The sequence below is a fragment of the Nonomuraea jiangxiensis genome, assembly GCF_900099965.1.
GTDB classification, from domain to species: Bacteria; Actinomycetota; Actinomycetes; order Streptosporangiales; family Streptosporangiaceae; genus Nonomuraea; species Nonomuraea jiangxiensis.
Window position 1 is genome coordinate 1 of sequence record NZ_FNDJ01000056.1, and the last position, 21,276, is coordinate 21,276.

Consider the following 21,276-nt stretch of genomic DNA (forward strand, 5'->3'; position numbering starts at 1 on the left):
CCCTTGTCGAAGCGCATGCCCTCGGTGAGCTCAAGCTCCAGGCCGAAGGTGTTGCTCTCCTCGACGGTGATGACGCCTTCCTGGCCGACCTTGTCCATCGCCTCGGCGATGAGCGAGCCGATCTCGGGGTCGGCGGCGGAGATGGAGGCGGTGGAGGCGATCTGCTCCTTGGTCTCCACGTCCCTGGCCAGCTTGGACAGCTCCTCGCTGACCCGCTCGACAGCGGCCTCGATGCCCTTCTTCAGGGCCATCGGGTTGGCGCCGGCGGCCACGTTGCGCAGGCCCTCACGCACCAGCGCCTGGGCGAGCACGGTGGCGGTGGTGGTGCCGTCGCCCGCGACGTCGTCGGTCTTCTTGGCGACCTCCTTGACCAGCTCGGCGCCGATCTTCTCCCAAGGGTCCTCGAGCTCGATCTCCTTGGCGATGGACACGCCGTCGTTGGTGATCGTGGGAGCGCCCCACTTCTTCTCCAGCACGACGTTGCGGCCCTTGGGACCCAAGGTCACCTTGACGGCGTCGGCGAGCTGGTTCATACCGCGCTCGAGACCGCGCCGGGCGTCCTCGTCAAACGCGATCATCTTGGCTGCCATAAGGCTAGACCTCCCAGATGCAGGGTGGCTTGTCGTGGACCGAGCCGACGCCCGCGACGGCATGGGTCAGCATCTCCTTCGGCAGACCCCATCGTCTCGATCCGAGTTGGCACTCTGCTGCACAGAGTGCCAACGAACTGTTTAGCACTCTACCCTGCCGAGTGCAAGCGAACGCCCATCCGACAGGCGTGCAACCCCAGGTCAGTCCGTGGTATGGACTACCGCCAAGTAACTCCGGCGGGCCGCTGGAGGCGACCCGCCGGACCCCAAGTCGACGAAAGGGTTGTGTGGCAGGCTCGCACGGACTGCGCTGCCGTGCGTTCCGGCCGGTGCATACCAGCGAGGTGATTCAGACAGAGCGGACGGACTCCGCCTGCGGCCCCTTCTGGCCCTGCGTGATCTCGAACTCGACACGCTGGCCCTGTTCGAGAGATCGATACCCGTCCATCAGGATCGCTGAGTAATGGACGAATACATCCTTACCACCGTCTACCGCGATGAAGCCGTAGCCCTTGTCCGCGTTGAACCACTTGACGGTGCCCTGCGCCACTTCCGACTCCTCTTACTGGGCTCCCAGATCTCGCCCATTCCTCCGCGAGACCCGTAATCGCGCGACTTAACGCAAAATCAAGCCAGACGATCGCCCTCGACCATACCTGTGGCACGGGGTTCGGCAACAGAGTCAATCCACAAACTACGTATTTCTTCGAGGACAAGGCGCTTCGACCGTGAATTGACCAGGAAAAGCAGAAGGCGCCCGCTAGGGGCGCCTTCAACAGTTGACGTGTACGGCAACTCAGCCGCCGGCAACCGCCGGGATGATGGAGATCTGTGTGCCTTCAGGGGCGGGAGTGTCCAGTCCGTTGACGAAACGGACGTCCTCTTCCCCAACGTAAACGTTGACAAAACGACGAATCTTGCCCGATTCATCCAGAATTCTCGCGCCGATCCCCGGGTAGTCGGAGTCGAGCTTGGCGAGCACGTCACGAAGAGTCGCGCCCTCGCCACTCACTTCCGCGTTGCCGCCGGTGTAGGTGCGCAGAATCGTGGGAATCCGCACAGAAACGCTCATGGTTAACTCGCCTTTCCTGATTGTCAGACAGCCGCGCGGAACGCGTCGAGAGAGGGCCGGATCACGGCGGTGGGCTGGGCATCGTCGCTGATGGCGTCCAGTGTCTTGAGCCCGTCGCCGGTGTTGAGCACCACGGTCTCGGCCTCGGGATCGAGCTGTCCCGTCTCGACGAGCTTCTTCAGCACGCCCACCGTCACGCCGCCCGCGGTCTCGGCGAAGACGCCCTCGGTCGTGGCCAGCAGCTTGATCGCCGCCACGATCTCGGCGTCGGTGACGTCCTCGACACCGCCTCCGGTGCGCCGGGCGATGTCCAGCACGTAGGGTCCGTCGGCCGGGTTTCCGATGGCCAGGGACTTGGCGATGGTGTCGGGCTTGACCGGCCGTACGACGTCGTGCCCGGCCTTGTACGCCGTCGAGACCGGCGAGCACCCGGCCGCCTGCGCCCCGAAGATCCGGTACGGCGTGTCCTCGACCAGCCCCAGCGCCACCAGCTCCTTGAAGCCCTTGTCGATCTTCGTGAGCTGCGACCCTGAGGCGATCGGAATGATGATCTGCTCCGGCAGCCGCCATCCGAGCTGCTCGGCGATCTCGTAGGCGAGCGTCTTGGAGCCCTCGGCGTAGTAGGGCCGCAGGTTGACGTTGACGAAGCCCCACTTGTCGCCCATCGGGTCACCGATCAGCTCCGAGCAGAACCTGCTGACGTCGTCGTAGTTGCCCTCGATCCCGATCAGCCTGCCCCCGAACACCCGCGCCATGGCGATCTTGGCCTGTTCGAGGTCGGCCGGGATGAACACGCACGACTCCAGCCCCGCCCTGGCCGCCGCGGCCGTGACCGCACCGGCGAGATTGCCGGTCGAGGAGCAGGAAAGCGTGTGGAAACCGAAGTTACGGGCCGCCTCGACGGCCATGGCGACCACCCGGTCCTTGAAGGAATGGGTGGGATTGCCTGAGTCGTCCTTCACGTAGAGGGACTTGATGCCGAGCGCTCGCCCGAGGTTGCCCGCCTTGACAAGTTTGGTCCAGCCCGGGTTCATGTTGGGCTTACTGGTGACGTCGGCCGGGACCGGCAACAGCGACCGGTAACGCCAGATGTTGGCCGGACCTGACTCGATGTCCGCGCGGGTTACCTCGCCGAACGAATAAGCCGCTTCGAGCGGCCCGAAACACTCCTGGCAGGCGAAAATGGGCCCGAGTTCATAGCGCGTGCCGCACTCGCGACAGGAGAGACCGACAGCGGGACCAAAGTCAAGCGACATGAAGCGAGGCCTTCCCTCATCTTCGCCTGCGGCCACCTTGACCGCAGACCGGAATTGGCACCTGTCCCGGTCGGCCTCGCACGTCGCGAGCCTCAGAACCGGGAGGGTTGCCGGGGCTTCGCAGGGCCGGTCCCTCCACCCCTCTGGATGAGCAATATTCAGTTGTTGAAATGGACTCTACCCGCCCAAGTGGCCCAAATATCCACCTGTCTCAATAGTTGAGACGTACGGTCTCAGCGGTAGTCGTCACCCAGCACACCCTGCACGTATTTGCGTGCCTGGTGGATGCGCGACTTCGCCGTGCCCAGCGGGATCTTGAGCTGTTCGGCCACTTCGTTGTAGTCGAGCTGGACGATGTCGCGCAACACCAGCGCCTGCGCCAGGTCGGGCTTGTCCGCCTCCAGGGCCTCCATGGCATCGAGCAGGTCGAGCCGTGACCCCGCGATGACGCTGACCCGGCGTACGTCCGGCTTCTGCATCGGCAGCTCGTCCGAGCTCTGCTCGGCCGCCCTGCGTTTGAGCGAGCGATAGGTGGTCCGCGCGCAGTTGGCCGTCACGATGTGCAGCCACGTACTGAATCTGGCCCGTCCCTCGAACCGCCCGATGTTGCGCGCCACGGCCAGCAGCGTGTCCTGCGAGGCTTCCTCAGCGTCCTGGTGATAGGGCAGGATCCGGGCGCAGTGACGCATCACATCAGGCTCGATCCGCGCCAGTAGCTCGCCAAGAGCACGATGGTCTCCGGCGGCGGCGGAGCGGGCGAGTTCCTCGGTTAGCTCATCAAGCGCCATAGCTGGGATCCTATGGTCGAAGGGAGCCTTGATGAACAGCATTCTGCTGGCCTCCAACAGAGGGCCCGTCTCCTTCACCGTCTCCGACGACGGCGAGTTGACCATGAGACGCGGGGGTGGCGGCCTGGTGTCCGGGTTGTCCGGGGTGGCCAAGGACGACGGCGTGCTGTGGGTGTGCGCGGCGCTGTCGGACGGCGACCGCAGCGCCGTGCGCCTGGCTCCCGGCGGCCGGATCGACCAGGCCGGTTACGACACGGGCCCGCTGCGCATGCTCGACATCCCGCCGGCCACCTTCCATCGCGCCTACAACGCCGTGGCCAACTCCACCCTGTGGTTCGTCAACCACCTGCTCTACGACATCCCCAACTCGCCCAACTTCGGCACCAGGTTCGAGCGCGAGTGGGAGTCCTACCGCGACTACAACGGCACGTTCGCGCTGGCGCTGGCCGAGAACGCCGGCCACGGCGCCCGGGTGATGGTGCAGGACTACCACCTGACCCTGACCCCGGCGATGCTCCGCGCCGAGCGGCCCGACCTGCGCGTCGCCCACTTCAGCCACACCCCGTGGGCGCCGCCGGAATACTTCTCGCTGCTGCCCGACGAGGTGGGCGGAGAGGTCCTGGAGGGCATCCTGGGCGCCGATCACGCCGGGTTCCTGGCCGGCAGGTGGGCGCAGGCGTTCATGGACTGCTGCGAGTCGCTGCTCGGCGCGGAGGTCGACCGCGTCGGCCGCAGCGTCACCTATGAGGGGCGGACCACCCGCATCGGCGTGCACAGCCTCGGCGTGGACGGCGAGGCGCTGTGGCAGCGGGCCTGCGAGCCCGACGTCGAGTCGAACATGACCGCGCTCAGGGAGCAGGTGGGCGATCGCCGCCTGATCGTCCGCATCGACCGCACCGAGCTGTCGAAGAACATCGTGCGCGGCCTGGTGGCCTACCGCGAGTTCCTCGCGGCGCACCCCGAGTGGCACGGGCGGGTGGTGCACCTTGCCTTCGCCTATCCCAGCCGCCACGACCTGCCCGAATACCGCGAGTACACCGCGTCGGTGCAGCGCTGCGCCAAGGAGATCGAGGACGAATACGCCACCGAGGACTGGGACCCGCTGATCCTCAACGTCAACGACGACTATCCGCGTTCGCTGGCGGCATACCGGCTGGCCGACGTGTTGCTAGTCAACCCCATCCGCGACGGCATGAACCTGGTCGCCAAGGAGGGCCCGATCCTCTCGCCCCGGTGCGCGCTGGTGCTCTCGCGGGAGGCGGGGGCGGCGGCTGAGCTGAGCCCGTACGCGCTCATGGTCAACCCCTACGACATCAGCGGCACGGCCGCCGCGCTGCACGACGCGCTGGTCATGCCCGAGGACGAGCGCCGGATGCGACGTGACAAGCTGCACGCCGCGGCCACCGCCCTGCCGCCGGACAAGTGGCTCGCGGCCCAGCTCGACGCCCTGGGCTGAGCGGGGTCAGCGCTCGACGCCCTGGGCTGAGCGGGGTCAGCGCTCGACGCCCTGGGCTGAGCGGGGCCGGCGCTCGACGCCCTGGGCTGAGCGGGGCCGGCGCCGGGGCGGCCCGCGGACCTGTCACGGGCGGGTGAAGGCCGTGGCCAGCTCGGAGAGCAGCGCCACCACGCCCTCGGGCCCGTCCACCACGATGTCGGCCCGCTCGGCCAGCGCCGTCACCTCGGACGACCCGCTGCACACGGTCACGCCCGGCAGCCCCGAGGCGCGTACGGCCTCGAACGCGGCCAGGTCGCCGAGATCGTCCCCGACGAACATGACCGACCGCGCGGTCCGCTCCGCCAGGAACAGGCTGAGCGCGTGCCCCTTGTCCATGCCGGGCGGCCGCAGCTCCAGCACCATGCGCCCGGGCTCGACCACCAGGCCGTGCTTCTCGGCCAGCTTGGCCAGCGGCTCGCGCAGCGCCGCGAACGTTCCCTCGGGGTCGGCGCTGCGCCGGGTGTGCACCGCGACGGCCCGGCCCTTGTCCTCGACGGCCACGTCCCGCAGGCCGAGCGATTCGAGCAGCAGCGGCAGCTCGGCCTCGGCGCGCGGCACACCGGGGGGCGGTGGCGGGGCGGAGATCCGGCCGCCCTCCCAGCGTTCGAAGCCGTAGTGACCGAGCACCACCAGCCCGGGCACGTCGGCGAGTGCGGGCCCGAGCTCCAGGGCGGTGGCCGCGGGCCTGCCTGTCACGATGGCCACCGCGCGGACGTGGGCGCCGAGGTCGGCGAGAACCGCCGGCGCCTTCGGGTGGATCACGGCCGTGGCGGGGTCGGGCACGATGGGCGACAGGGTCCCGTCGAAGTCGAGCCCGATCACGGCGCCCGCCGGATCCTTCAAGATCGCTTCCATTCCAGGGATGTTCCTCACGCGGCTGCCCGTACCCCGCCGATCAGGGGCGCATGCCGAGCCTTCTGGCCGCACGGTCACGCTGACGGGTGGAGCGTAACCTGCGCAGCCTCTTGACCAGCATGGGATCGTGCTCCAGCGCCTCAGGACGGTCGATCAACTCACCGAGCAACTGGTAGTAGCGCGTGGCCGAGAACCCGAAGCTCTCCTTGATGGCCTGCTCCTTCGCACCCGCGTAACGCCACCACTGGCGTTCGAAGGCGAGGAGTTCGAGATCGCGTTGTGAGAGTGGCGGATGGGACGGTTCCTGGGCAGCACTGTCACCGCTGAGCGGTGCTCCCATGGTGTCCTCCTCGAAAGGGGCGGGCGACGATCACATCGCCCGCACGCGGCCCGTGGCCCATCGTAATGTGCGAAGTGCGGCTGTTCACGATGGATTGGGGGACGTACAGTCACCAAATGTGACCTCCGTAATCACCCTCCTCACCGACTATGGGCTCGAAGATGGCTATGTGGCGGCCTGTCATGGAGTGATTGCCGGGATCGCCCCGCAGGCCCGGGTGATCGACGTGTGCCACCTGATTCCCTCCGGGGACGTACGGCGAGGCGCGGCGGTTCTCGCCCAGACCATCCCGTATCTCCCCCTTGGCATCCACATCGGCGCGATCGATCCGGGGGCGGGCGGCGCCCGGCGCGCGGTGGCCGTGGAGGCGGGCGGCCGGGTGTTCATCGGCCCCGACAACGGGCTGCTGTCGTGGGCCGTGCACGCCAGCGGCGGGGCGCGGGCCGCGTTCGAGATCAGCAACCAGGAGCACTTCCTGCGGCCGGTCTCGCCGACCTTCCCCGGGCGGGACGTGTTCGCCCCGGTGGCCGGGCGGCTGTTCGGCGGGCTGGCGCCGGCGGACCTGGGGCCGCGGGTGCCGCTGGAGCGGCTCGTCACGCTGCCAGAGCCGACCTCGTTGCTGCGCGACGGCTCGGTGGAGGGCGAGGTCGTCTCGGTCGACCGCTACGGCAACACCCAGCTCTCGATCCCGGCCGGGGACCTGCACGCGCTGGGCGTGCGGGTGGGCGACACGCTCGGGGTGTGGCTGGGCCGGCGGCAACTCTCGCTGCCGTACCGGGAGACGTTCGCGGCGGTGCCGCCGGGGGAGCTGGTGGCGTTCGCGGACTCGGCGGGGCTGATCGCGATCGCCATCAATTCGGGTGATGCCGCGCAGCGGTTAGGGCTCCCGCCTGGGGCGCATGTCAGACTTTCGCCTACTCCTTAGTATGAAAGCCCCCAGATCGGAATTACTCCGCGTATCGGCGTGTTTACCGAAGCGTCGGATTGCAGCGACGAGCGCGTGCCAGAATGCGGTGGCAGATCGGGCGTCCCTCCCCTCCCGTTCGAGGTCGACGTGTACCAGCTGTCCATTGCCCCGCTGTTCGCCATGATCATGGCGGTCACAGCGGCGATACCCGTGGCGATGTCCACGGTCTGGCCCCCGCCGGATCCGCCCGTGCCCGAGCGCTGGCACGCGTGGCCGGTGACCCGGGTCTTCCCCGGCACGGTGCCGGGGCTCAGCCCGTCCGGGGCGCGGGTCACGTACGTGCTGGCCGGGGTCGCCCCCGAGGCGAGCTGCGCGGCCGCCTTCCAGCCCGGGATCGTGCGGACCGGGTGCCGCGTCGCCTTACGCGCCACCTACGCCGACAGCACGCAGACCTTCGTCGCCACCGTGGGCATAGCCGTGCTCGACGAGCCGGTGCTCGACAGGCCCGCGTTCCACGGTTTCGGACCCGCCGGGCACGGGCTCGACGGTTGGCGGCCGGCCGGCTCAGGGCCCGCCGCACTCGGATTCGGGCCCTTCGACCGCGGGCGGCCGGCCACCGTGCGGCCGGTGGCCTTTCCCGGCGGGCCCGCCGAGCGGTTCGGCGAGCGGCAGTACTTCACCGGGGCGGTGGTCGGCTCCGGGGAGCGCTATCTGGTGGCCACGGCCGCCGGATACGCCGACGGGCGGCCGTACCGGCCGGGCCACCACACCGTGCCGCGGCTGCGCCAGGCCGCCTGGCAGCTCGCGACCGCGCTGCACCGGGCGCTGACCCGATGAAACGCGTCCTCGTCCCCGCCCTGCTGGCCGCGCTCGTGGTCGGGATCGGGGCGCCGAGCGCCTCCGACGACATGGGCGAGGCCGCGCGGGCCGGGCAGTGGCAGCTCGGCGTGCTGCGTCTGCCCGAGGCGTGGCGGACGAGCCGGGGCGCGGGCGTGGTCGTGGCCGTGCTGGACACCGGCGTGAACGGCCGCCACCCCGACCTGGCGGGCGCCGTACTGCAGGGACCGGACCTGACCGGGACGACCAGGGGCCCGTGGGGCCAGCACGGGACCGCCATGGCCAGCCTGATCGCCGGGCGCGGGCACGGCGACGGCCGCGGTCTCATCGGGGTGGCGCCGGCGGCCAAGGTGCTGTCGGTCAGGGTCACCCTGGAGAACGGCGACCCGCTGCGCGAACAGCGACGCCCCCGCGGCGGCGACGCGCTGGCCAAGGGCATCCGGTACGCGGTCGACCACGGCGCCGACGTCATCAGCATGTCGCTGGGCGGCGGCAGCGGGTCGTGGGAGGGCTCGGCGTCGGAGGAGGAGGCCGTCCAGTACGCCATCGGCAAGGGCGCGGTGCTGGTGGCCTCGTCCGGCAACGACGGCGACACTGGCAACCGGAAGAACTTCCCCGCCGCCTACCCCGGCGTGATCGCGGTGGGGGCGGTGGACCGGGACCTGCGGGTGGCGCGGTTCTCCAACCGGCAGGACTACCTCTCGGTGGCCGCGCCCGGCACGGAGATCGTCACGGCCGACGGAGCCGACTCGTACGTGGTCGGCGACGGCACCAGCTCGGCCGCGGCCCTGGTGGCGGGCATCGCGGCCCTGATCAAGGCGGCACATCCAGAAATGTCGCCCTATCACGTGCGAAGGGCCATCGAAGAGGGCACCAGGAAGCGGCCGGCGGACGGTTACAGCAGCGCCTACGGGCACGGGGTGGTCAACGCGCTGCTGGCCCTGCGGGCGGCCGACCGGCTGGACGTGCCCGCGCCGGTGGTGCCCGCGCCGGTGACGTACTTCGGCGACGGGCCGATCCCGCCCTCCCGGCTTCCCGTGGTGGCGGGCATGCTGACGCTGGCGGTGGCGATGTCGGCGGGGGTCATCGTCCGGCACCGCAGGCGCGACAGGGATGTAACCTAGCAAGCGCTTGTGTGATACTGCGGTCATGACCTTCGCGATCGAGGGCTGGTTCGCCATCGACGGGGACGACGTCCGCCTGCTCGGCACCCGGTGCACGACCTGCGGCACCGTCTGCTTCCCGCCGCGGCGCGGGTTCTGCCCCAATCCGGCGTGCGAGGGCACCGAGCTGGTGGAGCACCGGTTGCCGCGGCGCGGGCGGGTGTGGTCGTATACGAACGCCTGCTATCCGCCGCCGGCGCCGTACGTGGCGGCGGAGCCGTACGAGCCGGTGACGCTGGCGGCGGTGGCCCTCGACGAGGTCGGGATCGTGGTGCTGGGCCAGGTCAGCGGCCTGACGGTGGACGAGCTGGCGGTGGGCATGGAGCTGGAGCTCACCTCGGGCCCGCTGGCCGACGGGCCGCTGGTGTGGATGTGGGGACGGCCCTCGTGAGCGCCCAGGCGAGCGTCGTGGTGCTCGGCGCCGGGATGCATCCGTGGGGCAAGTGGGGCCGCCCGTTCCTGGAGTACGGCCTCGCCGCGGCCCGCGCGGCCCTGCGCGACGCGGACCTGTCGTGGCCGGACGTGCAGTACGTGGTCGGGGCGGACACCATCAGGAACGGCTACCCGGGTTTCGTGGCCGGCGCCGCCTACGCCCAGGCGCTGGGCTGGTCGGGAGCCAGGGTGGCGTCCTGTTACGCGGCCTGCGCGTCCGGCGCCCAGGCCGTGGACATCGCGCGCACCCGCATCCTGGCGGGACTGTGCGACGTGGCCCTGGTGGTGGGGGCGGACTCGACTCCCAAGGGCTTCTTCAGGCCGGTGGGCGGCGACCGGCCGGACGACCCTGACTGGCAGCGCTTCCGCCTCCTGGGCGCCACGAATCCGGCCTATTTCGCCCTCTACGCCCGCCGGCGCATGTCCCTGCACGGCACCACCCCCGCCGACTTCGCCGCCGTCAAGGTCAAGAACGCGCTGGCCGGCTCGCTCAACCCGATGGCCCGCTACCGCGAGCCGGTGACGGCCGAGCGAGTCCTGTCCTCTCCCATGGTCGCCGACCCCCTCCGCCTGATGGACATCTGCGCCACCTCGGACGGAGCCGCCGCGGTCGTCCTGGCCTCGGAGTCCTACGCCCGCCGCCGCGGCGTCACCCGCCCGGTCCGCCTGGCCGCCGTCTCGACCGTCACCCCGACCTTCCCCCACACGACCCTGGACCTGCCGAACTTCGCCACGGACTCCAGCGCCGCCGTGCCACCGCCCGAGCTGCCCTTCCGGGCGTCGATCGCCCACGCGGCCTACGAGGAGGCCGGCCTGGGCCCGCGGGACCTGTCGCTCGCGGAGGTGTACGACCTCTCGACGGCGCTGGAGCTGGACTGGATGGAGGACATCGGGCTGTGCCCGCCGGGCGAGGCGGAAAAGCTCCTGCGCGCGGGCGAGACCGCGCTCGGGGGCCGCGTACCGGTCAACCCCTCGGGCGGGCTCGCCTCCTTCGGCGAGGCCATCCCGGCCCAGGCCATCGCCCAGCTGTGCGAGCTGACCACTCAGCTGCGCGGCCGGGCGGGCCCCCGCCAGGTCCCCCGCGCCCGTACCGGCCTGGCGGTCAACCAGGGCCTGTTCGGCCACGGCTCCGCCGTCATCACCACCGTGTGACAACGCATGGGCCCCCCGAGGAGAACCCCCGGAGGGCCCGAGCGAAACCGGGTCAGCCGGCGTGGACCACGTCGTGCGTCTCGGCGAAGTGGCAGGCACTCTCGTGCCCGACCCCCGTCCTGATCTGCAGCAACGGCTCCTCTTCCGCGCAGATCTCCTGCGCCTTCCAGCACCGCGTACGGAACCGGCACCCCGACGGCGGGTTGGCCGGCGACGGCGGGTCACCCTGCAGGATGATCCGCTCGCGCTGCTCCCGTCCCTCCGGGTTCGGCACCGGCACCGCCGACAGCAGCGCCTGCGTGTACGGATGCGCCGGCCGGTCGTAGATCTCCGTGTCCCTGCCCAGCTCCACGAACTTGCCCAGGTACATCACGGCCACCCGGTCGGAGATGTGGCGCACCACCGACAGGTCGTGGGCGATGAAGATGTAGGCCAGGTTGAACTCTTTCTGCAGCCGGTCCAGCAGGTTGATCACCTGCGCCTGGATCGACACGTCGAGCGCCGAGACCGGCTCGTCGCAGACGATGATCTCCGGCTGGAGCGCCAGCCCCCGGGCGATGCCGATGCGCTGCCGCTGACCGCCGGAGAACTGGTGCGGGTAGCGGTTGATGTGGTCGGGGTTGAGCCCGACGACCTCCAGCAGCTCCTGCACCTTCTTGCGCCGGTCGCCCTTCGGCGCCGCCTCGGTGTGGATCTCGTACGGCTCCCCGATGATGTCCCCGACGGTCATCCGCGGGTTCAGCGAGGTGTAGGGGTCCTGCATCACCATCTGGATGTTGCGGCGCATCCGCTTGAGCTCGCCGCCCCTGGCCCTGGTGATGTCCCGGCCGCTGACCGTCACCGAGCCAGAGGTGGGCCGCTCCAGCGCCATCAGCACCTTGGCGAGGGTGGACTTGCCACAGCCCGACTCGCCCACGATGCCCAGCGTCTCGCCCTTGCTCAGCTCGAACGACACGCCGTCGACGGCCTTGATCGCGCCGATCTGCTTCTTGAAGACGATGCCCTGGGTCAGCGGGAAGTGCTTGACCAGGTCGCGTACTTCGAGGATGGGCTCACTGCCGCTCGCCATCGACGACCTCCCTCCAGTAGTGACAGGCACTGCCGCGCGTGCCACTGATCGTGTGCAGCGGGGGGACGTCGGTCACGCAGTTGTCCTGCCGGTACGGGCACCGCGGGTGGAACGAGCAGCCCGTCGGCAGTTCGAGCAGGTTCGGCGGCAGGCCGCTGATGGCGTACAGGTCCTGCCCCTTGAGGTCGACCCGGGGGATCGACTCCAGCAGCCCCTTCGTGTACGGATGCGCGGGCCGGCGGTAGATGTCGTGCACGGGGGCGTGCTCCACGATGCGCCCCGCGTACATGACGGCGATCTTGTCGGCCACGTCCGCCACGACGCCGAGGTCGTGCGTGATCAGGATCAGGCCCATCTGGCTCTCGCGCTGCAGCTCGGCCAGCAGTTCCATGATCTGCGCCTGCACGGTCACGTCGAGCGCCGTGGTCGGCTCGTCCGCGATCAGCACCTCGGGGTCCAGCGCGATCGACATCGCGATCATGATGCGCTGCCGCATTCCGCCGGAGAACTGGTGCGGATAGTCGTGCACGCGCTGCTTGGCGGCCGGGATGCGCACCCGGTCCATGAGCTCGACGGCCTTCTTCATGGCCTCGCCCTTGGACATGCCGCGGTGCACCCGGAACATCTCGCTGATCTGCCAGCCCACGGTGAACACCGGGTTGAGCGCCGAGAGCGCGTCCTGGAAGATCATCGCGATCCGCTGGCCGCGCACCTGCGTGCGGGCCTCCTCCGAGAGCTTGAGCAGGTCGGTGCCCCTGAAGCGGATCTCCCCCTTGGGAATGACCGCCGGTGGCATGTCCAGGATGCCCATGATCGCCTGAGCGGTCACAGACTTGCCAGAACCCGACTCGCCCAGCACCGCGAGCGTCTCGCCGGGGCCGACCGAGTAGGTCACGCCGTTGACCGCGCGTACGACGCCCGCACGAGTACGGAACTCCACGTGCAGGTCTTCCACCGCGAGCAGCGGATGGTCGCCCAGCCCTCCCTCGGCGGGCAACACTCCCGTTGACGTCGACTTCACTTGATCCCCCCTTCTACCTGAGCTTCGGGTCGAGCGCGTCGCGCACGGCGTCGCCCATCATGATGAACGCGAGCACGGTGATGCTCAGGAACACCGCCGGGAACACCAGCGGCAACGGCGCCTCCAGGAACCGGTCGCGCGCGTCCGAGATCATCAGGCCCCAGGAGATGTCCGGCGACTGCACGCCGACTCCCAGGAACGACAGCGCGGCCTCGGCCGCGATGAAGACGCCCAGGTTGATCGTGGCCACGACGATGACCGGAGCCAGGGAGTTGGGCAGCAGGTGGCGGAACATGATCCGGCCCGCGCTCGCTCCCAGTGCCTTGGCCGCGACGACGAAGTCCTGGTTCTTCGCCGTGATCACGGCGGCCCGCATGATGCGGAACGTCATCGGCCAGCCGAGCACCGCCAGCGCGATGATGACCAGCAGGATGCTGTTGGCCCGGCCGCGGAAGGTGGCCGCGATCAGCAGGGCGCCGAGGATCGGGGGGATGGCGAAGAAGATCTCGGTGAGCCGCGAGGACACCGCGTCCACCGCACCGCTGAAGTAGCCGGCGACGATGCCGAGCAGGCCGCCGACGAGCGTGGTGATCAACGTGGTGAACACGCCGATCACGATCGAGTTGCGGGCTCCGTAGATCGTCTTGGCGTAGACGTCACAGCCCAGGTTGTCCCGGCCGAACAGGTGCCCGGCGCTGGGCGCCTGCCGTGCCGTGGCCAGATCGCAGGTCCTGGCGTTGAACGGGTCGATCGCGGTGAACAACGACGGCCAGAACGACATGACCAGCAGCACCAGAATGATGATCACCGACAGGATGAACATCGGCCGGCGCCTCAGGTCGTACCAGGCGTCGGTCCACAGGCTCGCGGGCTTGCCCGACTTGGCCTTCTTGCCGTGCCGCGGCGGCGCCGGGGCGGTGACCGTGTCCGTGACCAGTGCCGGCGCCTCCGGGAGTCCTGGCCCGACCGGTGGGGTGGGGTTACTCATAGCGGATCCTCGGGTCGAGCACGGCGTACAACAAGTCGACGACCAGGTTGGCCAAGATGTAGATCAGCACCAGCGCGGTGACGATGCCTACGACCACCGGCTGTTCCCGCAAGTAGACCGACGTGAAGAGCTGGTTGCCGATTCCCTGGAGATTGAAGATCCGCTCGGTGATCACCGCGCCGCCCATCAGGTTGCCGAGGTCGGCGCCCAGAAAGGTGACCAGCGGGATCAGCGCGTTGCGCAACCCGTGCCTGCCGATGACGCGCCGCCTGGACAGGCCCTTGGCCGTGGCCGTGCGGATGTAGTCGGCCCGCAGGGTCTCCGCGAGGCTGGTCCTGGTCAGCCTCGTCAGGTAGGCGATGGACGTGCCCGCGAGCACGAAGCCCGGCAGCAAATAGCTGCGCAGACCCGCGAACGTGCCCGCGACGGGGAAGATGTCCAGCCCGGTCCACTGTTTGAGCTTCACGCCCAGCAACAACTGCAGCACGAAACCCGTGACCAGCGTGGGCACCGAGATCAGCAGCAGCGTCGAGGCGAGGATCATGGTGTCCGTGGCCTTGCCGCGGCGCAGCGCCGCCCACAGGCCGAGGCCGACGCCGATGACCGCTTCCATGGTCAGGGCGGTCAGGGCGAGGTTCAGGGTGACCTGGAACTTGCCGGCCATGATTTCGGACACCGGGATGTCGGAGAAGTTGACCCCGAAATCCCCGTGGAAAAGCACGCCGCTGATGTAGTACCAATACTGGACCAGCAACGGATCATTGAGGTGATACTGCTCGCGCAGCACCGCCGCCACGGCGGCGTCAGGACGTTTGTCTCCGAACATTGCCGCGATGGGGTCGCCGGGCAAAGCGAAGACGATCAAGAAGATGAGTAGCGTTGCGCCTAGCAGGACGGGTATCGCCTGGATCAGACGCCTGATGACATAACGGCCCATTCAAGCCCTCCCATACACACACCTGGAGGCAGCCCCTGGAGTCCGAGGTTTCCGGCCCAAGCGACTGCCTCCAAGCTCAGCCCTTCGACAGGTGGGCGGCAAGCACCGCCCACCCGGCGAAACAGCGTCAGGCCTTCTCGATCTGGGACCAGTTGACCTGGTTGAGCAGGTTGAGCGTGACGTTCTTGACCTTGGTGGAATAGGCGAAGTTGCTCCGGTAGAAGTACACCGGGATGTACGGGAGATCCTTGACCAGGATGTCGTCGGCCTGCTGGTAGAGCTTCAGCCCCTCGGCGGCGTCGAGCGCCTGGTCACCCTTGGCGACCAGGTCGTCGAACTCCTTGTTGGAGTAGCCACCGTAGTTGGAGCCGGTGCCGATGGAGCCGGTGCCGAAGATCGGCGTCAGGTAGTTCTCAGCCGACGGGTAGTCGATCGACCAGCCCATCCGGAACAGGCCCTTGTACTCCTTGGCGTCCAGGGCGTCCAGGATGCCCTGGAACTTCTCGAACGGCTTGGGGTTGACGTTGATGCCCAGGTTGGAGCGGAGGTTGTTGGCGACCGCCTCGATCCACTCCTTGTGGCCGCCGTCCGCGTTGTAGCCGAGCTCGATGGTCTTGGGCCCGTTGGCCTTCTCGTACAGACTCTTGGCCTCGGCCGGGTTGTACGTGCAGGCGGTGCAGGCACCCTGGCGGTAGCCGGGGATGGCGGGGTTGATGAAGTCGTCGGCGGGGGCGCGGGTGCCGGAGAAGACCGTCTCGGCGATGGTCTTCCTGTCGATGGCCAGCGAGATGGCCTTGCGGATCTCGGGGTTGTCGAACTCGGGGTTGTACCGCAGGGGAACGCCGATGTAGCCCACGGCGGCGTCGGGCTCGTCGTGGTAACGGTCGCCGAACGTCGACTTGGCGGTGGCGATCGTCGAGGGCGGAAGGGAGTCGTGGATGTCGAGGTTCTCGGCCTGCAGGTCGTTGAACGCCGTCTCGGAGCTCGTGTAGACCTTGAACTGCAGCTTGGTCCAGTTCTTCGGCTTGGTACCGGGGTACTTGTCGTAGACCGTCAGGTCGACGGTGGTGTCGGTGCCCTTCTTGTAGGGCTTGTCCATCTTGAACAGTCCCTGGCCGATCGGCTGCTCACCGTAGGCCTGGGTCACCTGACCGTCCGGGCCGATCGCCGAAGCCGGCAGGGGGTAGAAGGCGGTGTACCCGAGCATGGTCTTGAACTGGGAGAACGGCGCGGCGAGCGTGACCTCCAGCGTCAGGTCGTCGACGACCTTGAGACCCTTCATCTCCTTGCTCGTCGGCGTCTTGCCCTCGCCGGGGTGCACGTCGGCGTAGCCGTCGATGCGGCTGAAGAAGGCGGACGCGCCCATGGCGTTTTCCTGGTTGGCGCCATAGTTCCACGAGCGGGCGTAGTCCGCGGCGGTGACCGCGGTGCCGTCCTGCCAGGTGTAACCTGACTTCAGCTTGATCGTCCAGACCTTGCTGTCCGTCGTGGTGATCGACTCGGCGGCGGCCTCAACCGGCTGCTTGTTCTCGTCGTACTCCACCAGCGGCTCGAAGATCGCCGCGAGGACCTCGGAGCCCTCGGTCTCCGTCGTGTTCAGCGGGTTCAGGAGCTCCTGGGGCTCCCCGATCTCCATGCGGACCGGCGTCGTGTCCCCGCCGCCCGCGGCAGTGCCACCAGAGTCCGAGGCACCGCCGCCACACGCGGCAACCGCGAGGGCGAGCAGCGCGGTACCGGCGACGATCTTTGCGCCCTTAGTAACACGCATGGTGAAAGAATTCCTCCCTCTACAGGTGGACGTAGGCGCTGAGCTGCGCCGATCAAGAGCCGATCAAGAGCAGCCTGACGGGGGGGTCCTGGTTACCCCCCGGATTTGGCTTGACACGGTCAAGCCAGCCGACGCCCTGCCAGTCGATCGCGACTATCCCTTACTACTTGCCACCAGCGAGTCTCTGGCGCGTTGCAGTTCGGTCACACGTACGCCTATTCCACGTCACAGACATTAAGCCCGAACAGCATCAAACATCGCAAATCCACCACTACAGGCAGGCTCCGGACGTGAACAGTGGATGAAAATTACCCGCTACACGACTGTGCTCGCGCCCTTGCCAGCACGCGCCGGTCCGCTGGGCTACCGTTGAGCAGGTCTTGACGACGTCTTTGGAACCTCGCGTCGCGAGACCCCGTCCAACTGACTGTCGCCGACCACGTGCGGCAGGCACCCCACCTACCCGGATCCAATAGAGTCCTTGCCATGAGCCAGCCGGAATCCGCTGTCGCGGACGCCCAGGCGGGCGGCCGAAGCGGGCAGGAGCCGCTGGCCAAGCTCGCCAAGAGATATGGGCTTCGCCGTGCCATCGCGCGGCCGAGGTTCCCTGTCTACCTGCGCCAACTCTGGGAGCGGCGACACTTCATCCTGACGTACGCGACCTCGCGCAACGTCTCGAAATACAACCGATCGGCGCTCGGCCAGTTGTGGCAGGTGCTCACCCCCCTGCTCAACGCCGCGATCTACTTCCTGATGTTCGGCCTCATTCTGGGCGGCCACAAGAACATCGAGCACTACCCGGCGTTCCTGCTGACCGGCATGTTCATCTTCACCTACACGCAGCGCACGGTCACCGCCGGCGCCAAGTCGATCTCGAGCAACCTGTCGCTCATCAGGGCGTTGCACTTCCCCAGGGCGTCCCTGCCGCTGGCCTACACGATCCAGGAGCTCCAGCAGCTCGCCATCTCCATGGGCGTGCTCTTCGTCCTCGTGATCGCCGACACCAGGGAATGGCCCAACTGGTACTGGCTCATGATCCCCGTCGTGCTGCTGCTGCAGACGATGTTCAACATCGGCGCGGGGCTCGTCGTCGCCCGGCTCGGGGCCACGATGCGCGACCTCAACCAGTTGCTGCCCTTCATCACGCGCACCTGGCTCTACGCCTCCGGGGTCTTCTTCTCCATCCAGGACAAGGTGGTCGACTCCGCCGGGCTGCCGCAGTGGGTGGCCAACGTGATGTATCTCAATCCGGCGGCTTCCTACATCGAGTGGATGCGTGAGATCCTCATCAGCACCCACAACAAGCAGTTCGGCCACCACCCCCCGCCAATGGTGTGGATGTCTTGCGTATTCTGGGCGGTGTTCGCACTCTGCTTCGGCTTCTGGTACTTCTGGCGGTCCGAGGAGAGGTACGGGCGTGGCTGAACTGACCAAGGAGCTATCACAGGTGAAGGGCGACAAGCCCGCCGTCCCCGGCGAGGATGTGGCCGCTCCCGGCAAGGGCAACGGCACGCCCAACACGGGCAAGAGCGCTCCCGGCACGGACGGGCAGGTGCGTCCGCAGCCGGAGACCCCGGGCAAGCGCCCGCTCGACGTCCCCACGGGCACGCCGACCGTCATCGTCGACGATCTCCACATCGTCTACCGCGTCTACGGCGCGGCCAGCGAATCGGAGAAGGGCAACGCGGTCAACGCGCTCACGCGCATTCTCAAGCGCCAGGGCCGCCCCCAGATGAAAGAGGTGCACGCCGTCAAGGGCGTGACCTTCGTGGCCTACCACGGCGACGCCATCGGCATCGTGGGCCGCAACGGCTCCGGCAAGTCCACGCTGCTGCGGGCCATCGCCGGCCTGCTGCCGCCGCACGAGGGCGCCGTCTACACCGACGGCCAGCCCTCGCTGCTCGGCGTCAACGCGGCCCTCATGCGCGAGCTGACCGGGGAGCGCAACATCGTGCTCGGCTGCTACGCCATGGGCATGACGCCGGCCGAGGTTCGCGAGAAGTATCAGGACATCGTCGACTTCTCCGGGATCGATGAGTTCGTTCAGCTGCCGATGTCCACCTACTCCTCCGGCATGGGCGCCCGCCTGCGCTTCGCCATCTCCTCCGCCAAGACCCACGACGTGCTGCTCATCGACGAGGCGCTGGCGACGGGCGACCGCGAGTTCCGCAAGAAGAGCCAGGAGCGCATCCGCCAGATCCGCGAGTCGGCCGGCACGGTCTTCCTCGTGGCCCACGACCTGCGGGTCATCGAGGAGACCTGCAACCGCGTCATCTGGCTGCACAAGGGCAAGATCAAGATGGACGGCGACCCGAAGGAAGTCCTCGCCGCTTACAACAAGGGCTGACCCCGGCCCCCACCCCTCCTCCTCCAAGCAGCGCTGGTCCGCACCCCCGGCCGGCGCTGTTGTCACGTCTGCACATGTTCGCACGATATGCCCGAACGCCTGTACGAAACACCGGTGAACCACAGGGGCAAATGACTGACAGGGAGCCTCCCGTTCCGATAGCATTCGAACGTCAATTCGATCCGAGGAACGGTGATGGAGTGGGGGCGCGCGATGGGAGAGCTTTCGGCCGCGATTGACCACCTGGACATCGAGGACGTGTCGGAGATCCCGCGAATGCAACTCGCCGAGCAGCTTCTGGAGCTGCACTGGCAGATGGCCCGGCTGCAGGCCCAGATAGCCCGCCGCACCGGCGTCCGCCTTCCTTGACGGACCCGCCCCCTCCGCCATCCGGCCCCGGCCACCACGAAGGACCCACCCAGCCCTCCACGACCGGCCACGAGCCGTCCAGCCACTCCGAGACACCCCGGCAGTGTCCCGTACGGAGGAAAACGCGGCATGGCCGGCACAGGGCTCCCAAGCAACTCACCTGACCGATCAGCCCGGTCCTCGGATGCCGGGTGACACGCCTGTCCTGGAGCCGTGGGTGCACAGGTCAGCCTTAGGAGGCCCACAGGGCGCGGCGTCACGGCGCCCGGCCACGTGGCGGTCAGCGAGCGTCTTCCTGGAGGTCATCAGCCACGTACGGCGGGTGGCTCCGGCCCACTTGGCGCCGCCGTACACGGTGGAAAAGAGAAATCCCGCCGACCCTGCGAAGGGTCGGCGGGGTGGCGTCGCGGCCCTGCTGTCGCGACGCGGGCACGACCCGGGCGAGGGCGCGTCCGCCCCGGCCCGGCATGAGACCACCCACACATACGCGGAGTGGTTGTGATCCATGCGCGCCAGTGCCCCGGGCGTCCGGCACCTTGGGACGCCCGCGCCGGCCTGGCGCGTCAATGCGACGGTTTCCCCGTCCAGCGGTAACCCGCCGTCAAAAGACGGATGGTGACCCGATCGAGAAGCTGTGGCGCGCCGTCCCGCCTCGTCGCCGCCACGGCCGACCCCCGGGCATCGGCACCTAGGACGCCCGCGAACCGTCGTGCCGGCGCTGGGCGAAGCCGCTCGCCAGCGCCCGCATCGCGGCTAGCCGCGAATCCAGGAGCTCCGCACCGAGCTCGTCAGCGAGCCGGTGCTCCAGCCAAGGGCTGTCACGACGTCGCTGTACGCGCCGGCGGCCTTGGTCCCGTTGGCCGAGACGAAGCTCGACCCCTTCTCGACGAGCGGAGTGAGCTCGTCCACAGAGGCGGCCTGGGTGGTGCCAGGCAGCATCTCGATGACCGGCGACATCTCGGCCGGCGCGACGCGGCCGACCATCGGAGACAGCTCCGTGGTCGCGCCCTGCGGCAGCGCACGCCTGGTCGCGTGCGAGAGACCGGCCAGGACGGTGTCCGCGGACAGGGTCTCGAAGCCCCTGGCGGTGCTGCTGACGGTCTTGGCCGTGGCACTGCCGGCTTCCATGATGCCGGTGCCGGAGGTCAGCATCAGGCCGCCGCCGGTCACCTCGCTCATGCCGTTGATCGCGTACGAGTCCAGCAGGCCGAGCATCGCGCCCGTGGCTCCCTGCATGGTGGTGTCCTGGGCCGCGGCCTTGGCCCGCCCCTGCTTGCCTGCCTTGACCGACGGCTGCGCCATGCGGGCCGCACCTCCCAGCACGGGCAGCGATTCGGTCAGGCCGCCGCCGCCGAGCGGGATGCCGCTGACGATCGGCGACAGCTCGGGCAGCGGACCACCCGTACGGGTGACGTCCTCGGCGGCGTTCGGCGTGAAGCCGGGCTCCCGCTGGCTCCGCTCGGCGGCGAGGTCGCGCTCGATCTGGGACAGCCCCGACGGCTGCGCCTTCATGCCGCCCACCAGGCCGGAGAGCAGGCCGCCGCCGACCAGGCCGCCCAGCAGGCTGCCGAGCGGGCTGCCCATGGTGGTGCCTCCGCCCAGGCCGTCGTGCCTGGCGGTGTCGTGTTGTACCTCCGCGTGGGCCGGCACGGCCAAAGCCGCCGCCAACCCGAATGCTGTGACGGCTACCGCCGCCTTGACTACTCGATTCATGATTGCCTTCCCGGCTCGTGATCGATCGCTCTCGAATGCGGTGGAAATGCGAATCGATAACCCCCGAATGCCGTGCCGGTCGCGCTATGGGCACCACACGAAGCGGGCCGTCACGGCTGAGCTACGCCAGCAGTTCTATCACTGCTTCTGATCGGCCGCAGGCGCATGAATGCCCAT

The 21,276-nt window shown here is 68.6% G+C and carries 22 protein-coding genes and 1 riboswitch; of the genes, 9 read left to right on the forward strand and 13 right to left on the reverse strand.

What is annotated here, in order from left to right; all coding sequences use genetic code 11:
* The 5 genes from BLS95_RS53250 to BLS95_RS53270 form a co-directional block, all read right to left on the reverse strand.
* On the reverse strand, window positions 1–590 hold a 590-nt coding region (locus BLS95_RS53250), incomplete at its 3' end, for a TCP-1/cpn60 chaperonin family protein (RefSeq protein ID WP_281250150.1).
* A 349-nt stretch (window positions 591–939) separates the two neighbouring features.
* Entirely contained in the window at window positions 940–1,140 is a 201-nt protein-coding gene (locus BLS95_RS53255; RefSeq protein WP_090947280.1) for a cold-shock protein, read from the reverse strand.
* 246 nt (window positions 1,141–1,386) lie between these two features.
* Window positions 1,387–1,662 (reverse strand): MoaD/ThiS family protein, encoded by a 276-nt coding sequence (locus BLS95_RS53260; protein ID WP_090947281.1) that lies wholly within the window; start codon window positions 1,660–1,662, stop codon window positions 1,387–1,389.
* A gap of 23 nt (window positions 1,663–1,685) precedes the next feature.
* On the reverse strand, window positions 1,686–2,918 hold the full coding sequence (thrC, locus tag BLS95_RS53265; protein WP_090947282.1) for a threonine synthase: 1,233 nt from the start codon (window positions 2,916–2,918) through the stop codon (window positions 1,686–1,688).
* A 13-nt stretch (window positions 2,919–2,931) separates the two neighbouring features.
* Window positions 2,932–3,072: riboswitch (SAM riboswitch) on the reverse strand.
* 79 nt (window positions 3,073–3,151) lie between these two features.
* Window positions 3,152–3,706 carry an RNA polymerase sigma factor gene (locus BLS95_RS53270; protein ID WP_090947283.1) on the reverse strand — a complete coding sequence of 185 codons (555 nt, stop codon included), beginning with the start codon at window positions 3,704–3,706 and terminating at the stop codon, window positions 3,152–3,154.
* A gap of 31 nt (window positions 3,707–3,737) precedes the next feature.
* On the opposite strand from BLS95_RS53270, the gene BLS95_RS53275 reads away from it, so the two are divergent.
* Window positions 3,738–5,162 carry an alpha,alpha-trehalose-phosphate synthase (UDP-forming) gene (locus BLS95_RS53275; RefSeq protein WP_090947284.1) on the forward strand — a complete coding sequence of 475 codons (1,425 nt, stop codon included), beginning with the start codon at window positions 3,738–3,740 and terminating at the stop codon, window positions 5,160–5,162.
* Window positions 5,163–5,285: 123 nt separating this feature from the next.
* Here BLS95_RS53275 and otsB read toward each other — a convergent pair whose 3' ends face one another.
* Entirely contained in the window at window positions 5,286–6,056 is a 771-nt protein-coding gene (gene otsB, locus BLS95_RS53280; RefSeq protein WP_090947285.1) for a trehalose-phosphatase, read from the reverse strand.
* Window positions 6,057–6,096: 40 nt separating this feature from the next.
* Window positions 6,097–6,396, reverse strand: a complete 300-nt coding sequence (locus BLS95_RS53285; protein WP_090947286.1) for a DUF3263 domain-containing protein — start codon at window positions 6,394–6,396, stop codon at window positions 6,097–6,099.
* Between the two features lie 118 nt (window positions 6,397–6,514).
* On the opposite strand from BLS95_RS53285, the gene BLS95_RS53290 reads away from it, so the two are divergent.
* The 5 genes from BLS95_RS53290 to BLS95_RS53310 all read left to right on the forward strand — a co-directional run bounded on the left by BLS95_RS53290 (window position 6,515) and on the right by BLS95_RS53310 (window position 10,887).
* Window positions 6,515–7,321, forward strand: coding sequence for an SAM hydrolase/SAM-dependent halogenase family protein (locus tag BLS95_RS53290; protein ID WP_090947287.1), 807 nt, complete (start codon window positions 6,515–6,517; stop codon window positions 7,319–7,321).
* Window positions 7,322–7,450: 129 nt separating this feature from the next.
* On the forward strand, window positions 7,451–8,140 hold the full coding sequence (locus tag BLS95_RS53295; protein ID WP_090947288.1) for a hypothetical protein: 690 nt from the start codon (window positions 7,451–7,453) through the stop codon (window positions 8,138–8,140).
* Window positions 8,137–9,264, forward strand: coding sequence for a S8 family serine peptidase (locus tag BLS95_RS53300; protein ID WP_090947289.1), 1,128 nt, complete (start codon window positions 8,137–8,139; stop codon window positions 9,262–9,264). The genes BLS95_RS53295 and BLS95_RS53300 overlap by 4 nt, the downstream gene beginning before the upstream one ends.
* 25 nt (window positions 9,265–9,289) lie before the next feature.
* Window positions 9,290–9,694 carry a Zn-ribbon domain-containing OB-fold protein gene (locus BLS95_RS53305; protein ID WP_090947290.1) on the forward strand — a complete coding sequence of 135 codons (405 nt, stop codon included), beginning with the start codon at window positions 9,290–9,292 and terminating at the stop codon, window positions 9,692–9,694.
* 35 nt (window positions 9,695–9,729) lie between these two features.
* Window positions 9,730–10,887 carry a lipid-transfer protein gene (locus BLS95_RS53310; RefSeq protein WP_090947305.1) on the forward strand — a complete coding sequence of 386 codons (1,158 nt, stop codon included), beginning with the start codon at window positions 9,730–9,732 and terminating at the stop codon, window positions 10,885–10,887.
* Window positions 10,888–10,939: 52 nt separating this feature from the next.
* Here BLS95_RS53310 and BLS95_RS53315 read toward each other — a convergent pair whose 3' ends face one another.
* The 5 genes from BLS95_RS53315 to BLS95_RS53335 form a co-directional block, all read right to left on the reverse strand.
* The gene (locus tag BLS95_RS53315) at window positions 10,940–11,956 is read right to left on the reverse strand and encodes an ABC transporter ATP-binding protein (protein WP_090947291.1); all 1,017 of its coding nucleotides are present in this window, start codon (window positions 11,954–11,956) and stop codon (window positions 10,940–10,942) included.
* On the reverse strand, window positions 11,940–12,977 hold the full coding sequence (locus tag BLS95_RS53320) for an ABC transporter ATP-binding protein (RefSeq protein WP_090947292.1): 1,038 nt from the start codon (window positions 12,975–12,977) through the stop codon (window positions 11,940–11,942). Before BLS95_RS53320 ends, BLS95_RS53315 begins: the two co-directional genes overlap by 17 nt.
* 13 nt (window positions 12,978–12,990) lie before the next feature.
* A complete protein-coding gene (locus BLS95_RS53325) occupies window positions 12,991–13,965 on the reverse strand; it encodes an ABC transporter permease (RefSeq protein ID WP_090947293.1) in 975 nt (324 codons plus the stop codon).
* Window positions 13,958–14,902 carry an ABC transporter permease gene (locus tag BLS95_RS53330; RefSeq protein WP_090947294.1) on the reverse strand — a complete coding sequence of 315 codons (945 nt, stop codon included), beginning with the start codon at window positions 14,900–14,902 and terminating at the stop codon, window positions 13,958–13,960. Before BLS95_RS53330 ends, BLS95_RS53325 begins: the two co-directional genes overlap by 8 nt.
* Window positions 14,903–15,029: 127 nt before the next feature.
* Window positions 15,030–16,670 (reverse strand): peptide ABC transporter substrate-binding protein, encoded by a 1,641-nt coding sequence (locus tag BLS95_RS53335; protein WP_090947295.1) that lies wholly within the window; start codon window positions 16,668–16,670, stop codon window positions 15,030–15,032.
* Window positions 16,671–17,156: 486 nt separating this feature from the next.
* Here BLS95_RS53335 and BLS95_RS53340 point away from each other — a divergent pair, with 486 nt between their 5' ends.
* The 3 genes from BLS95_RS53340 to BLS95_RS56620 all read left to right on the forward strand — a co-directional run bounded on the left by BLS95_RS53340 (window position 17,157) and on the right by BLS95_RS56620 (window position 19,386).
* Window positions 17,157–18,095, forward strand: coding sequence for an ABC transporter permease (locus BLS95_RS53340; RefSeq protein ID WP_090947296.1), 939 nt, complete (start codon window positions 17,157–17,159; stop codon window positions 18,093–18,095).
* Window positions 18,088–19,017 (forward strand): ABC transporter ATP-binding protein, encoded by a 930-nt coding sequence (locus tag BLS95_RS53345; protein WP_176993924.1) that lies wholly within the window; start codon window positions 18,088–18,090, stop codon window positions 19,015–19,017. The genes BLS95_RS53340 and BLS95_RS53345 overlap by 8 nt, the downstream gene beginning before the upstream one ends.
* 213 nt (window positions 19,018–19,230) lie before the next feature.
* Window positions 19,231–19,386 carry a hypothetical protein gene (locus tag BLS95_RS56620; protein ID WP_176993923.1) on the forward strand — a complete coding sequence of 52 codons (156 nt, stop codon included), beginning with the start codon at window positions 19,231–19,233 and terminating at the stop codon, window positions 19,384–19,386.
* 753 nt (window positions 19,387–20,139) lie between these two features.
* On the opposite strand, the gene BLS95_RS53350 is transcribed toward BLS95_RS56620, so the two are convergent.
* Window positions 20,140–21,099, reverse strand: a complete 960-nt coding sequence (locus BLS95_RS53350) for a hypothetical protein (RefSeq protein WP_143044320.1) — start codon at window positions 21,097–21,099, stop codon at window positions 20,140–20,142.
* Between the last annotated feature and the right edge of the window lie 177 nt (window positions 21,100–21,276).